General features: G+C 65.7%; 12 protein-coding genes and 1 tRNA gene. 4 read left to right on the plus strand and 9 right to left on the minus strand.

Annotated elements, in window-relative coordinates; all coding sequences use genetic code 11:
* The first annotated feature begins 109 nt into the window (after positions 1 to 109).
* The 3 genes from ACFQQD_RS11400 to ACFQQD_RS11410 all read left to right on the plus strand — a co-directional run bounded on the left by ACFQQD_RS11400 (position 110) and on the right by ACFQQD_RS11410 (position 2608).
* A complete protein-coding gene (locus ACFQQD_RS11400; RefSeq protein WP_378089377.1) occupies positions 110 to 769 on the plus strand; it encodes a helix-turn-helix domain-containing protein in 660 nt (219 codons plus the stop codon).
* Positions 762 to 1931, plus strand: coding sequence for a tyrosine-type recombinase/integrase (locus tag ACFQQD_RS11405; protein WP_378089379.1), 1170 nt, complete (start codon positions 762 to 764; stop codon positions 1929 to 1931). The genes ACFQQD_RS11400 and ACFQQD_RS11405 overlap by 8 nt, the downstream gene beginning before the upstream one ends.
* Before the next feature lie 110 nt (positions 1932 to 2041).
* Positions 2042 to 2608 (plus strand): hypothetical protein, encoded by a 567-nt coding sequence (locus ACFQQD_RS11410; RefSeq protein ID WP_378089381.1) that lies wholly within the window; start codon positions 2042 to 2044, stop codon positions 2606 to 2608.
* Positions 2609 to 2687: 79 nt separating this feature from the next.
* On the opposite strand, the gene ACFQQD_RS11415 is transcribed toward ACFQQD_RS11410, so the two are convergent.
* The 8 genes from ACFQQD_RS11415 to ACFQQD_RS11450 form a co-directional block, all read right to left on the minus strand.
* Positions 2688 to 2761, minus strand: a tRNA-Ile gene (locus tag ACFQQD_RS11415).
* 61 nt (positions 2762 to 2822) lie between these two features.
* Entirely contained in the window at positions 2823 to 4316 is a 1494-nt protein-coding gene (locus tag ACFQQD_RS11420; RefSeq protein ID WP_378089383.1) for a lipase maturation factor family protein, read from the minus strand.
* 48 nt (positions 4317 to 4364) lie between these two features.
* Positions 4365 to 5564: a glycosyltransferase gene (locus ACFQQD_RS11425; protein ID WP_378089385.1), complete on the minus strand. Its 1200-nt coding sequence runs from the start codon at positions 5562 to 5564 to the stop codon at positions 4365 to 4367.
* 51 nt (positions 5565 to 5615) lie between these two features.
* Positions 5616 to 6533 (minus strand): DMT family transporter, encoded by a 918-nt coding sequence (locus ACFQQD_RS11430; RefSeq protein ID WP_378089387.1) that lies wholly within the window; start codon positions 6531 to 6533, stop codon positions 5616 to 5618.
* Positions 6530 to 7174: a CDP-alcohol phosphatidyltransferase family protein gene (locus tag ACFQQD_RS11435; RefSeq protein WP_378089389.1), complete on the minus strand. Its 645-nt coding sequence runs from the start codon at positions 7172 to 7174 to the stop codon at positions 6530 to 6532. The genes ACFQQD_RS11430 and ACFQQD_RS11435 overlap by 4 nt, the downstream gene beginning before the upstream one ends.
* 30 nt (positions 7175 to 7204) lie before the next feature.
* Positions 7205 to 8092: a phage holin family protein gene (locus ACFQQD_RS11440; RefSeq protein WP_378089392.1), complete on the minus strand. Its 888-nt coding sequence runs from the start codon at positions 8090 to 8092 to the stop codon at positions 7205 to 7207.
* 217 nt (positions 8093 to 8309) lie between these two features.
* Entirely contained in the window at positions 8310 to 8828 is a 519-nt protein-coding gene (locus ACFQQD_RS11445) for a ferritin (protein ID WP_378089394.1), read from the minus strand.
* Between the two features lie 51 nt (positions 8829 to 8879).
* Positions 8880 to 10100 (minus strand): MFS transporter, encoded by a 1221-nt coding sequence (locus ACFQQD_RS11450; RefSeq protein ID WP_378089396.1) that lies wholly within the window; start codon positions 10098 to 10100, stop codon positions 8880 to 8882.
* Between the two features lie 268 nt (positions 10101 to 10368).
* Here ACFQQD_RS11450 and ACFQQD_RS11455 point away from each other — a divergent pair, with 268 nt between their 5' ends.
* On the plus strand, positions 10369 to 12009 hold the full coding sequence (locus tag ACFQQD_RS11455) for an ABC-F family ATP-binding cassette domain-containing protein (RefSeq protein WP_378089398.1): 1641 nt from the start codon (positions 10369 to 10371) through the stop codon (positions 12007 to 12009).
* On the opposite strand, the gene ACFQQD_RS11460 is transcribed toward ACFQQD_RS11455, so the two are convergent.
* The gene (locus ACFQQD_RS11460) at positions 12006 to 13544 is read right to left on the minus strand and encodes an MFS transporter (protein ID WP_378089400.1); all 1539 of its coding nucleotides are present in this window, start codon (positions 13542 to 13544) and stop codon (positions 12006 to 12008) included. The two genes, ACFQQD_RS11455 and ACFQQD_RS11460, sit on opposite strands and share 4 nt — an antisense overlap.
* Between the last annotated feature and the right edge of the window lie 111 nt (positions 13545 to 13655).

Consider the following 13655-nt stretch of genomic DNA (forward strand, 5'->3'; position numbering starts at 1 on the left):
ATGTTTAGGAATTGGTTGTCCGTTCTAGACGGCATGGCATCACGCTAGCAATGCTTTCGTTGCTTGGCAACTGGATTTTGTCGAGTCTGGACGTGTATTGTCCTGATTCATGGACAACACCAAAGACGGCTGGCAGGAACGGCTTGCCGCCCATGTGGGCTCCAGGGTCAAAGCCCTACGGAACGCGCAAGGGAAGTCTGCTCAGGACGTAGCCGACCACTGCACAAACGAACTCGGCTTCAAACTGCTTCGGACGACGCTGGCCAACCTTGAATCTGGTGCTCGCAAGAATGTCACGCTGGGTGAAGTAGTTGCTCTGGCAGCCGCTCTAGACGTTTCTCCGATGGTCTTAATGTTTCCCCCCGAAAGCTCGGAGACAATTGAGTACCTGCCGGGATGGTCTCTTTCTCAGTGGGAGGCATGGCAACAGTTCGCCGCGCCCTTACCCGAAATCCTGACCGCCGGCCCACCCATCTACTGGAAAGACGACTCTGTGGCCACGTCCATCATTTCCACCATCGTCTCCCTGGAAATGGCAGGGACCGGATGGAGGATCGCCGGCGGCACCTCCAAAGATTCACGTGCGCCAGAGGAGTATAGGGAGCTCAGTAAGAAGGAAGCCACCAAGATGGCTCGGCAGTCCCTGTCTCTCTACGAAGAATTATTGGACAAAGGCGTTCCGCTCAGCGGTATAGATCAGGAGTGGATTGCCGCCCTGGAGGCCGCTAGAAGTGCGGCCGGCAAAGAGAATGGAGAGAGGGATGCCTAGGCCACCACTCCCCCTCGGCTCATGGGGCAAGATCAGCAGGGACCAGCCAGCGCCGGGTGTGCACCGTGCGATGTGCCGGTTCCGCGACTTCGACGGCGTCACCCGGAAGGTGGAGGCCCGTTCCACGACCGGGGCGAAGGCTGAGCGTGAGTTGATCACGAAGCTGCAGGACCGTTCCGCGCCGGCCGGCCAGGACATTGCTTCCAGCATGAAGGTATCCGCGCTGGTGCCGTTGTGGTGGGCCGAGTTCGAGGACCGGGATAGGGCGATCAACACCCGGAAGCGCTATCGGGAAACGCTGGACCTGCACATCCTCCCGGCGTTGGGGAACCTGCGGATCCGGGAATGCACGGTGAGCCGTGTAGATCGGTTCCTAAAAGCCTTGCGCGCCTCGGCTGGGGACGCGTCCGCGAAAGTCGCCAAGACGGTCCTGTCGGCCGTGCTGAGCCTCGCCGTGAGGCATGGGGCACTGGACTCCAACCCGGTTCGCGACGTCGCGGCCATCCCCTCGAAGAAGACCACCGTGCGCGCTCTGACCGTGACTGAGGTTGTCGCGCTGCGCGCCGGGCTGGATCAGTGGCAGAAGGCGGAGCCAAAGAACGGGCGTCACCGGAGGCCGACGGACCTGCTGGACGTTGTCGACATGATGCTGGCCACCGGTGGACGGATCAGCGAAGCCCTGGCCGTGCGCTGGAAAGACGTCGACCTTGGCGACAATCCGACAGTCACGATCGGCGGCGCGGTCATCTATGATCCGGGCACCGGGCTCATCCTGCAGGACCATCCGAAGTCGTCGGGGTCACGGCAGACGTACCGACTCCCCCAGTTCGCTGTGAACATGCTGCTGCGTCGCCAGGTGCAACAGCTCGAGGGCAACCCCTACGACGTCGTTTTCCCGTCCTCCACGGGGACACTCAGGGATCCGAGCAACTTCCGCAAACAATGGCGGACCGCCCGCCAGGAACTCGGCTTCGACTGGGTCACCCCGCACACCTTCCGCAAGTCCGTCGGCACCGTCCTGGCCAACACCCAAGGACTCGCTGCGGCATCACGTCAGCTCGGTCACTCATCGGAACAGATCACCAGCCGGCACTACGTACAGCGCACCCTCGAGGCGCCTGACATGTCTGCGGCGCTCGAAGCATTTGGAGGGGCACATTGAGTGACGAAGATGCAGGCCAGGTACCAGGCCGGAATGGGGCGAACAACCGTCGCCGGGTTCGACTAGAGGACATCCAAAAGCAAGTCGATGAGCGCATGAAAAGTTACGGGTTGACAAGCGAGGACGTCGGAAAGATCAAAAGTGCCCAAGATGCAGGTGAGCGCCCCGACGTTCCGGCAGAAACGCTTGCCGCTTTCGAAAGAATGAGGGAAGACGACGGCCAGCGACTGCGGAAAACTATCGCCGGCCTTGACAAGACTCTCTGGGATGACCCCGTTGAGAAGCTCGGAAAGACCATTCTGGACAACCTACAAATCCCAAAAATAGAGCCGCCCGGTGAAGCTGAGAAAATGCCTCTCACGCCTAAGTACACGGCTCCCAGGATCCCACAGCCGGACTACGCAAGCCTCTCGGAATCCATGGAAGAAAGCCAGAGGGAACGGGAGCAAGCTGCGGCCGACGAACGCAATCGCGATCAGATGATGCTTGAAGCCACGATCGAGCTCGCCAAACTCACTAGGCAACAGAATGCTCGGCACAAAGCCCAAGCCCGCCTGGATGGCATCGCTCAGAAGAAGGCACGAACGGCTACATGGTGGAGTGTTGCAGCGGGTGGACTTGCTGCTGCCATTGCAGGTCTGGGAGTTTGGGCGACTTGGGCCGTTTCCGGTGGGTAAACGGTGGATGAAGCATTGGACACCCTAATGCGACGGCCTCGCACTATGGCATCGCACCTAGTCAAGCACTGGTTTTCGGTGGGGCGTGCGGGACTTGAACCCGCGACCAAAAGATTATGAGTCTTGTGCTCTGACCAACTGAGCTAACGCCCCGCGACGCATACTCGGACGGTGCCGTACCAAACTGGCCCGGCCGTGCGCGCAAGTCACCATCTTAGCGGGCGGGCACCTCTCGGGCGGCCACCGGCCCGATGACCGTCTGGCCGCCGTCGCGCATCCAGTACTGCCCCGTCTCGCGGCGCTCCGCGCCCGTGGCGAACCGGTACTCGAAGGTCCGCACCCGAATCTGCGCCGGACGGCGGCCATCAAAGGGGTCAGAGCGCAGCAGCCTCAGCACGGCCGGGTCGGCCATCAAGAGCCGGCTCAGCAAGACGTGGAACCAGCGCTGGTGGATGCCGCTGAGCGGCAGGAACCACATCATCCAATCCAGGCGCAGGTGGTACGGCGCGTACTGGCGGGGCCGGCGTCGGACGTCTCCGGGTTTGCCCTTGAACTCATAGGGGTGCCAGCTGGACTCCGGAACGTCCTCGGCCGCCTCTTCGGTGCCCTCGATGATGATCTCGATCCGCCGCTTGGTCACCGAGCCGAAGGCCCCGTAGGCATTGCCCAGCTGCCACTGGTTGAAGGAGGCGTTCATCAGTTGCCGAGAGGAGAACAGGTTGCGCAGCGCGGGGATCCCCGCGACGACCAGCCCGAGCGAGGCGATCACCACGATCAGCGTCCAGTACAGCGGCACTCCGGCATCAACGGCTTGGACCGCGCCCAGATCCGCCGGCACGGCCGGGAAGAGGGTGTGCAGCACAGAATCTCCCAGACCACAGCAGGCGAGGACGATCGTCGCCCAGTTCAGCCAGGCGTAGTTGCCGGTGAGCACGAGCCACAGCTGGGTCACGATGATGATGCCGGCTCCCACCGAGGCCACCGGCTGCGGCAGGAACAACAGGAACGGCACCGCCAACTGGGCCACATGGTTGCCGAAGACCTCGCAGCGATGCCACCACCGCGGCTTCAGGTGTGCTTGCCGGCTGAGGGGATTCGGCATCGGCTGCGTCTGATGGTGATAGTCCATGGCTGTCAGGTCGCGCCATTCCGACCCGCCTCTGATCTTGATCATGCCGGCCCCGAACTCCAGCCGGAACACCAACCAGGCGATGAGCACCAGCACCGGCGTGGGCGGCGGAACCTGGTTCGAGCCGAGCAGCCCGACCGTGAACCCGGCCTCCAACAGCAGCATCTCCCAGCCGAAACCGTAGAACGTCTGCCCGATGCTCACCACAGACATGTACAGCCCGTACAGCGCGAGGAACAGTGCCAGCGGCAACCACGGCGGCCCATACTGAGGCACCCCGGCCACCAGCAGGGCCGAGACCACCATCCCGACGACGGCCACGCCCACCAGCTTGCGGTCGGAGTAACCCCAGCGAGCGAAGACCGTCGGGCCGCGCTGGCGTCCGGCCTCCAGCAGCGCCGGGGCGGGTTGCAGTCCCCTTTCGCCGAGCAGGACCCGGAACTGATTCAGGGTGGACAGGAACGCGACGAAGTACAGCGCGGCCACGCCGCGCTGCAGGATCTGCCGCGCCCACTCGGCGTCGGGCGCGACGAGCCACGTCGAGGGGGCTTGCGTCACCCAGTCAGTCAGCCACTCCACGGGGCCGATCTTAGGCGGCGAGGCCAGACGACGGCACCCGCGACGAGCTCAGAGCAGTTCGCGCACCTCAGCCGGGGTGGCTCCGCGATAGAGCTTCTCGAAGAGCCCGATCGTCTTGTCCTGCGAGTGCTGCACAGCGCGGTCATGCGAGGCCCGCCCCATCCGAGCGCGCTCCTCGTCACTGGCCGTCAGCACCGCGGTGAGCTTATCCGCCAGGTCCTGCGGGTCGTTCGGGGTGAAGAGATAGCCGTTGTCCCCGTCGGTCACCAGGTGGGGCAGGGCCAGGGCATCGGCCAGCACCACGGGCCGCGAGGCGCTCATGGCCTCGAGCGAGACCAGGGACTGCAACTCTGCGGTGCCCGGCTGGCAGAACACCTCGGCGCGCAGGTAGGCCCGGTGCAGGTCGGCCTCGCTGACGTGGCCCAGGAAGTGGACCCGATCCTGCAGGCCGAGCTCGTCGACCAACTCGCGCAACGGTGTGCGCTGTTCGCCGTCGCCCACGATCTCGAGGTGCACGTTGAGCGCAGGATCCAGCAGCTGCAGGGCGCGGATGAGCACGTCGACGTTCTTCTCCACGGCGAGCCGCCCCACGAAGAGCACCACGGGATACTCAGCTCTCTCCACCACCTCCCCCGGCGCACGTTCGTAGGCGGCGGAATCGATGCCGTTGGAGATCGGCAGGACGTCGTCCAGACCGGCGTGCTCCATCATGGTCTTGGCGGCCAGAGCCGTGGGCGTGGTGACCGCCGCGGTTTTGCTCATCAGCCGGCCCATGTCACGCCACGAGTTCTTCGAGACGATGTCCCTGAACCATTGCGGGAAGGGCAAGAACGGCTCGAGATTCTCCGGCATGAAGTGATTGGTGGCGATGGTGCGGATGCGGCGCTGATCGGCCTCATTGATGGCCGCCTCACCGATCATGTAGTGGCACTGCACGTGCACCACATCTGGACGCAGTTCATCGAGCAGCGCACCGATCGACTTCCTGGCATGCCAGGGAAAGACAATGCGGTAGTACTCGTGCGTCGGCGCGGCGACCGACTGCAGCCGGTGGACCGTGGCCTCGTCCGTGTACTGCACCGAGTCCGGCCCGGCCTCATTCCGGGCCGCGATCACGTGCACCTCGTGTCCACGTTCGTGCAGGGCCCGGGCCAGCCGGTAGCAGAACACTGAGGCCCCGTTGACGTCCGGCGGATAGGTGTCCGCGGCGATCAGGACCTTGAGCTTGCGGTCGGAGGGTGCCGTCACGGGGAATGGGCTCCTGTCTGGTGGTCGTCCCGGAGCCGCAGCAGGACCGGATCAGTCCTCGGCGGCCGATGCACTCGCCTTGCGCTGGGCCACTTCGCGGCGCTGGATCACGTCCGGGTGGTGACGTGACAAGGCGATGACACCGAGCGTAGCAACGGCGGCCGCCGCTCCCATGCACAAACCCACCCACCAGGGCAGATGGGGTTGAAGCTCGTGGAGCACGATGATCCCGGTGAGCACTCCGACCATGGGATCGATCACGGTCAGCCCGGCGACCACCAGATCCGGCGGCCCGTGCCGGTAAGCACTCTGGACGAAGTAGACACCGAGCAGTCCCACCGCCGCCATGATGCCCAGGTGATACCACGGGATACCGAACAGACCGCCCGGATCGCCGCGGAGGAAGTGAATGGACGCCATCCGGACGAACACGGCGACGAAGCCGAACATCACGCCGGCCCCGAGGATGAAGACGAAGGCGCTGGGCCGGCGTCGGACGATCAGGCCGATGACGGCGAAGAGCACCGCTGCCGACATGGCCAGGATGGCGGTGAGTCGTTCCTGGTCGGGCGTGGGCGCCGGGTTCTCCTCCGTCGCGACGATCGCCGTCAGGACGAAGCCGGCCGACCCGAGCACGCACGCCAGGATGGCCCAGATGGTGAGGGGGTTGAGCCGGAAGCGTTGGATGCGGGCGTTGAGCACCGTGGTGATGACGACGGCGATGGCACCGATCGGCTGCACGACGGTGAGGGGCGCGGTCGCCAGGGCGTACACGTTCAGGACGATGCCCAGGACCATCAGCGCGCCCCCGGCGAGCCAGACCGGAGACGAGAACAACGCCAGGAAACCCGACCGCGGGTGCAGACGCAGATGCGCCTCTCGGCCACGGACCCCGACCGACTGCCGTTCGCTGCCCAAGGCGAGACAACAGGCCGCGGCCAGGGCGGCCAGAATGGACAACCACTTCATGCCTGCGACCAGCTCGCACGGTCGCGCGGGTCGATGCCCTGGTCCGTCAGGGCGCGGTGCTTGCGCAGACAGCCGCGCAGATAATCGCCCGCCGCCCAGACATGGCCGGCGCACCCCAGCGCCAACAGCGCGTGGGCGACCATCGTCAAGGTCTCCTCGGCCAGTCCGGGGATGCGCCCCAGCAGGAGCACGGGAGTGCCCAACAGCAGCAGGGCCGTACGGACCTTGCCCAGCACGGTCACCTCAAGCTCGGGGCTGCCCCGGAACAGCGCGACGGCGGCCATGGCCAGGATGAGATCCGGCACCAGCAGGCTGACCAGGAGCCACCACGGTGCGATGCCGGTGACCACCAGGGTCATGGCCACGACGACCAGCGAGAGGCGGTCGGCGACCGGGTCCAGCCACTGACCCACCGTGGAGATCTGGTTGAACCGACGGGCCACGTAGCCGTCGATCCAGTCCGTGCTGGAGAGGACGGCGAGCACGATGAATGCGGCCAGATACCGCTCCGAGAGGACCAGCCAGACGAAGACCGGAACCAGGCAGAAACGCAGGACCGTGATGACGTTGGGGATGGTCCAGAACCGGTCCGTGACAACGTAGACAAGGTCATCACGGGTTCCTGCACCTATGAGCCGCATGGTCCCGGTTCCCGCGCGCGCTGCGCGCTGTTACTTCTTGAGCTGGCGGGCAAAAACGGTGATGGCGGTGGAGGCGGCGCCGAGCAGAGCGAGCGGCTGCCACTTCTCCTTGACGTACCCGCTAGCGTCGTTGGCCTTCTGTCCGGCGCGCGCGCCCGTGTGGTACGGGGCGGTCGGCGAGGTGGACTCCGTGCCCCCGGACGAGTGAGGCTGTCCGCCCTTGAACTGCGAGGTGAAGGCGGAGAACTGCGACTTGACGTCCGTCTTCTCTTCAAGGCCGGAGCGGATGTCGCCCAAGTGCTGCCGGCGCAGCTGCGCGCGCCGAGCCAGTTCGGCGTACGAGGGGCTCTGCACCGTGGCATGCGAGGGGGCTTCGCCGCGCTTCTTGGCGGCCTTGTCCTCGGCGGCGACGGCCTTGCGACGCTCTTCCTCGCGTTCGGCGGCGACCTTCTTGTCCTCGGCCTTCTGGGCCTCGAGGCGGTCGAACTCGGCCGGGTCGAAGGCGTTGCCTTCCTTCAGGTAGCCCAGGTCGTATTTGATGCCCTTGACCGTTTCCGCCGGCACCAGAGGCATGGCCGCCTTGATGCGGAAGACGCCGATGAGTATGAGGATCAGAGCGACCACCAGGGCGCCGGCTGCGACCATCAGCGCGGAGAACCAGACCGGCCGGTCCTGGGCGAAACCACCGATCATGGCCACGATCAGCGAGACGACCATGATGAACAGGAACACCAGACCGACGACGGCCAGCCCGGCACCGATGCCGACGGTGATCCCCTTCTTGGTCATCTGACTCTTGACCATGGACAGCTCGTCCTTGAGCTGCAGAGGAAGCAAGCGAGCACCCGTGGACACCAGATCGGTCAGTGAACTGGAACGGGTCTGGTCCGATACGCGGGGAGAACCCTGGTTCGCCATGTGAGCGTGCCTTCCCTGTGGTGTGCGGTGGGATTGCGGTGGTCTGCAGTTGCCGGTGGTGGAGCGTGCCCGGAGCGGTGCGGGCAGGTCAAACCTACCACCGTCGAGCCGACCCACGTGAGGGCTCAATTGACAGTTCAACTGCCACGAGTAGAGTCCACCAGGCCGGCGCCGCCATATCCCCCCTCCATGACGGCGCCGGCCTTCTCCTTACCGGTCAGTCCCGGTTTTCTGTGGTCCCCACGGATCGCGAGCCCAACTCGGCGTCCAAACGCAACAGGCCCGCGCCGTCGTCGCCGATCAGTTTGATCCGGCCGACGATCTCACTGACGGTGGCCTCCTCCTCGATCTGCTCGTCCAGGAACCAGTTCAGCAGCGGGCGGGAATCCAGGTCACCGGCGGCATCGGTCTCGCGATACAGATCGCGGATGGCGTTGGAGACCTTGGTCTCGTGCGCCAGGGAGGCCTCGAAGATGCTCAGCGGAGACAGGCCCCGCTCCACCTCCGGGGCGTTGATGGCACCGATCTCCGCGTGGTTGTCCCGGTCGACGACGTGATCGATGAATTTGTTCGCGTGGACGATCTCCTCATCCGCCTGGTGACGAAGCCAAGCGGCCATACCGGTGAGGTCCTGTTCGTCTGCTTCGATGGCCAACTGCCGGTAGACCATGGACGCCTCGAGTTCGAGGGTGATTTGCTCGTTGAACTTCTTCACAAGATCGTCTGAAAGCTTCATGGCTTCACTGTAGAACCGCCTAGTCGCCCTGTCATCGAAGGCAAGGCTCGGCTAAGACGCTGTGGGCGCACTCACGCGATGGCTCAGCACGAGCTGAGCGACCGAGACCAACAGCATCACCACGATGGCGGCGGTCCAATCGCCCAGCACCCCGTTCATCAGGCCCAATCCGAACGGGCCGACGGCGGCGACCAGGTACCCCAAGGACTGCGCGAGCGTGGACAGCGCCGTGGTCTCCTCCGCGGTCTCCCCGCTCTTGCTGATCAACAGCATCAGCAAGGGGAAGACACAGAACCCGACGCCCATGATCACCGAGGTCACCGGCGCCCACTCAACCGGGGCGAAGAGCAGACAGAGATAGCCGGTGACCGATGCCGTGCAGGTGATCATGAACGCCGGCCGCAGCAGCCAGGGTCGGCCTGCCATGGTCAGCAGCACCATCATGGTCGGCACGCCCACCAGTTGCAGCAGTCCCAGCATGAGACCGGCGGTGGTGGGATCCAGGCCTTGTGAGATGAGCATGTAGGGATACCAGCCGATGAGCCCGTACACCAGGAACGATTGAGCGGCGAACAGTCCGGTGAAGAGCAGGCCCTTGCGCGTGGTGATCATCCGCCAGGGCGAGACGTACGGAATCGGCGTCCGCGCCGGTTCACCGCGTGGTTGTCGGCTGTGCAGGGCCAGCGGCAGAAACACCAGGAACCCGACGGCGGCCGGCAGCGCCCACGCGGCCAGCCCGAGCGTGGGGGAACCCAGGCCCTGGGCCACGGGAACGGTGATCGCCGCAGCGGTGGTGGCGCCGATGGTCATGGTGACCGTGTACATCCCGGTCATGCTGGCGGCCCGGCCCGGATGGTGCTGACGGATGTAGGTCGGCATCGCGACGTTGCACACGGCCAAGCCGCTCATGCCCAGCACGGTGCCGACCAAGAGCAGCACTGTGGACTCCGCGGCGCGGACGGCCAGCCCCGCCGTGAGCATGAGCAGCGCCACGGCGATCGACGTTTCCATTCCGATTCGGCGGACCACCATGGCCGTGGCGGCTCCTGCCACGGCGAAGCACAGGACGGGGATAGTGGGCAACAGCGAACCGACGAGCGGCCCGTAGCCCAGTTGAATTTGCAGGTCATGAAACAGTGGGCCGGCGGAGGCGATGCCCGCGCGGAGATTCAAACCGACCAGGACGACGGCGGCCACGGAGATGAGCGCGATGGGCCACCTGCTTCGCGAAGACGCCTGGGGGCGGGGCGTCCCCGGGAGCGTGCGCGTCATTCCCCGAGGATAGCCGTCGGGCGGGCCGCCAGACGGTGGCCGGTACACTCCGCGTCTCGCACGCGTATGATGGGCATCATGTTCACCCAAGGCATTGCTTCGATGAGGTTGCGTCCCGGCCGCTGACGGCGGCCGGTGAATTTCAGCAATCTGTCGGGATCTTCTCGATCCCCCGAAGATCCGCGTGATCCACACCCGCTCGCCGTCCCGGTACCTGCCGGGCGGTCCCCTTGGCGCGCCCGGCTTCCTGACGAGCCGAAAGAGCACCGTGAATCACCCTCATCTTCCTGAACACTCCCCTCTACCCGTCGGCAGCGCTGCACAGCTGCGTGCCCTGAATATCCGCATTGTCCGCGGAGGCCGAGAAATCCTCCGAGACGTCAGTGTGACCGTTTCGTCCAACTCACGTCTGGCGATCGTCGGGGAAAACGGCCGCGGCAAGAGCACCCTCCTGCATGTCCTGGCCGGAACCTTGATTCCGGACGACGGCGTGGTCACGCGCGCGGGCACCGTCGGCCTCGCCGAACAGACCCTTGAGACCGGACCGGGCCAGACGGTGGGCGCGCTCGTGGATGAAGCCATCAGTGCCGCCAAGACAGCCCTGGCCGACCTCGATGTTGCCTCCACTGCACTGGCGAGCGGAGACGCCGGAGCTGATAGCGCCTACTCTTCGGCGCTGGAACGAGCCACCTTGCTGGATGCCTGGGACGCAGAGCGCCGAGTCGACGTGGCTCTGGAGGGGCTGGATGCGGTCACGGACCGTTCACGATTACTCAGCGAGCTGTCCGTGGGCCAGCGGTACCGCGTTCGACTCGCCTGTCTCCTCGGTGCCCGGTACGACCTGTTACTGCTGGACGAACCGACCAACCACCTCGATGCCGATGCACTGGAGTTCTTGACGGCCCGACTGCGAGCGCACTCCGGCGGGCTGGCCCTTGTCACCCACGATCGCGGCCTGCTGCGGGACGTCGCCGAGGAGTACCTGGACCTGGATCCCAGTGAGGACGGGCGCCCGGTTCGCTACTCCGGAGGCTATGAAGGCTGGCAAACGGGACGCCAGACTGCCCGCGAACGCTGGCTGCAAAACTATGCGAACCAACAATCCGAGCATGAACGCTTGGCGGCAGCCGCAGACGAAGCCCGGGATCAATTGGAATCCGGCTGGCGGCCGGAGAAGGGCCATGGCAAGCACCAACGCCAAACCCGCGCGCCCGGCGTCGTGCAAGCCGTGAAACGCCGCCAGGCGGACCTGGAGGCGCACCGGATCTCGGTACCTGAGCCGCCCACCGAGCTCACCTTTCCCTGCCTGGATGTCCGTCCGGGGAGACCTCTATTGCGGTGCCGCGACGTTACTGTGGCCGCGCGTCTAACCCGGCCGGTCGACCTGTGGATCGATGGTGGCGACCGGTTATTGGTGACGGGGCGCAACGGGGCGGGCAAGTCCACCTTGCTCGGCGTACTGGCCGGAGACATCGCTCCCGATGCGGGCGACGTCCGTCAATTGTCCGGAGCGCGCATCGTCCTCGTCGGCCAGGAGCCACCATGGTGGCCGGCGAAGATGCTGGCAGAAGACCTTTATCGCGACCGCGTCCACCGATTGGTGGCCGCGGGGATGCACAGGGCGGAGGACCTGGTGCCGTTGAGTTCGACCGGCCTGTTGGACCGGGAAGCCCGTCGCACCCCGGTGGGGAGCATGTCCGCCGGACAGCGCAGTCGTCTGCACTTGGCCCTGCGCTTGGCCGAACGGCCGGACCTGCTGCTGCTGGACGAGCCGACCAACCATCTCGCCGCGCCACTAGTGGACGAGCTGACTAAGGCTCTGTTGAGCACCCGGGCGGCCGTCGTCGTGGCGAGCCACGATCGGCAGATGCTCCGCGACCTCAACGGGTGGCCGCGACTGGAGCTTTAATGATTCTCCTCGTGCGCGCTGGCCGCCGTTCCGGGCCCGTAGTGGCGCAAGAGCCACCCGGTGAGAATGGCCACCGCCGCGATGACGGCCGCCACGATCGCCAGGACCGTGACGAAGGCGACGTCATAGGCGACTCCGGCCGCTTCCAACACGGCCGGGTCTCCCCCGGCCAGCTCGACCGCTTGCGACATGCTGTCCGACGCTCCGGAGGGTGCGCCCGCCGGTAGCTCGACGGTCACGGTATACATCAGGGTTGCCAGACTGCCGAGGATCGCGACGGCCAACAGGTTCCCGAACTCATAGGAGACCTCTTCCACGGAGGACGCCATCCCGGCCTGGCGTGCGGGCACGTTACCGATGATGGCCGTCGACGCCACGGACATCGTGGCGCCGAGGCCGACTCCCGTCAGCCCCAGCCCGACGACGAGCAGAGGCACGTGGGTGGTGGCGGCGAGAGCGGAGACAACCATGCCGAGGGCAGCGAGGGTGAAGCCACCGGCGATCAGCGTCCGCAGTCCGAGGCGGTGAAGAGTGGCACCGGCGGCGAGGGAGGCCGACAGCGATCCCATGGCCAGCACGGACACCAACAGTCCGGACTGCAGCGGCGTGTAACCCTCCACGAGTTGGAACCGTTGCGTGGCGACCAACTGAACACCGCCCAGGACGAGCATGGCGCAGGCCGCCGCCAGGACACCGGCCGAGAAGGCATGGTTCCTGAAGACGGCGAAGTCCAGCACCGGATCCCGGAGGCGGCGCTGCCGACGAGTGAACAGGCAGCCACCGAACACGGAGACGACGGCAGCGAGTGCGAACCAGGGCCACGAGGGCTGTGGCCCGGTGGCCTCCTTGATGGCGAACACGGCTCCGGTCAGCGTGGCCAGTGCAAAGAGAGAGGAGGGAGCGTCCCATGCTTTCGACCGGTCAGGGTTGGCGCGGGGAGTCACCCACGGGGCCACGGCCAGGGCTGCGAGGACGACCGGCACGTTGATCAGGAAGATCGAGCCCCACCAGAATGACTCGAGCAGCACTCCCCCGATGATCGGCCCGAGTGCTGCGCCGACCAGGGAGATGCTCCCCCACACCCCGACGGCGACATTCCGCTCGCGGACGTCATCGAAACCGATGCGGATCAGCGCCAGGGTGGCGGGCATCATGCAGGCCGCGCCGACGGCCAGCAGAGCACGGGAGGTGATGAGGATGCCGACGTCGGGAGCGAAAGCGGCCAGCAGGGACGCCGCGCCGAACAGCGCCAGGCCGACGACGAAGAGCCGGCGATGGCCGTAGCGGTCCCCCAGCGTTCCGGCGCCGAGCAGCAAGCCGCACATCACCAGCGGATAGGCATTGAGAATCCACAGGGATTCCGCGGCGGTGGCGCCGAGTTCGGTCGAGAGAGTCGGCAGAGCCGTGTACAGGATGGTGTTGTCCAGCGTGATCAGCAGGACGCCGGCGCTGACCGTGACCAGCAGCAGCCATCGGCGGAGCGGGGACAACCCGGTTGACGGCGCTGATGACAATGGCGCGGCGGACTCACTCACGCGGGAACTCTAGCGGCTGACCGTTCCGGCGCTGGTCGCCGTTTCTCGGCCGTCCACGCTGACATCACCCGATTTCAGCCGATTTCACTGTGCCTGGGAACTTCGGTAGAG

The organism is Citricoccus sp. GCM10030269 (genome assembly GCF_042665635.1).
In the GTDB taxonomy this organism is placed as follows: Bacteria; Actinomycetota; Actinomycetes; order Actinomycetales; family Micrococcaceae; genus Citricoccus.

What these genes read in the sequence shown, in the direction of transcription:
- ACFQQD_RS11400 (WP_378089377.1), top strand. Translation starts at nt 110, where the DNA reads ATGGACAACACCAAAGACGGCTGGCAGGAACGGCTTGCCGCCCATGTG.
- ACFQQD_RS11405 (WP_378089379.1), top strand. Translation starts at nt 762, where the DNA reads ATGCCTAGGCCACCACTCCCCCTCGGCTCATGGGGCAAGATCAGCAGG.
- ACFQQD_RS11430 (WP_378089387.1), bottom strand. Translation starts at nt 6,533, where the DNA reads ATGAAGTGGTTGTCCATTCTGGCCGCCCTGGCCGCGGCCTGTTGTCTC.
- ACFQQD_RS11435 (WP_378089389.1), bottom strand. Translation starts at nt 7,174, where the DNA reads ATGCGGCTCATAGGTGCAGGAACCCGTGATGACCTTGTCTACGTTGTC.
- ACFQQD_RS11440 (WP_378089392.1), bottom strand. Translation starts at nt 8,092, where the DNA reads ATGGCGAACCAGGGTTCTCCCCGCGTATCGGACCAGACCCGTTCCAGT.
- ACFQQD_RS11445 (WP_378089394.1), bottom strand. Translation starts at nt 8,828, where the DNA reads ATGAAGCTTTCAGACGATCTTGTGAAGAAGTTCAACGAGCAAATCACC.
- ACFQQD_RS11450 (WP_378089396.1), bottom strand. Translation starts at nt 10,100, where the DNA reads ATGACGCGCACGCTCCCGGGGACGCCCCGCCCCCAGGCGTCTTCGCGA.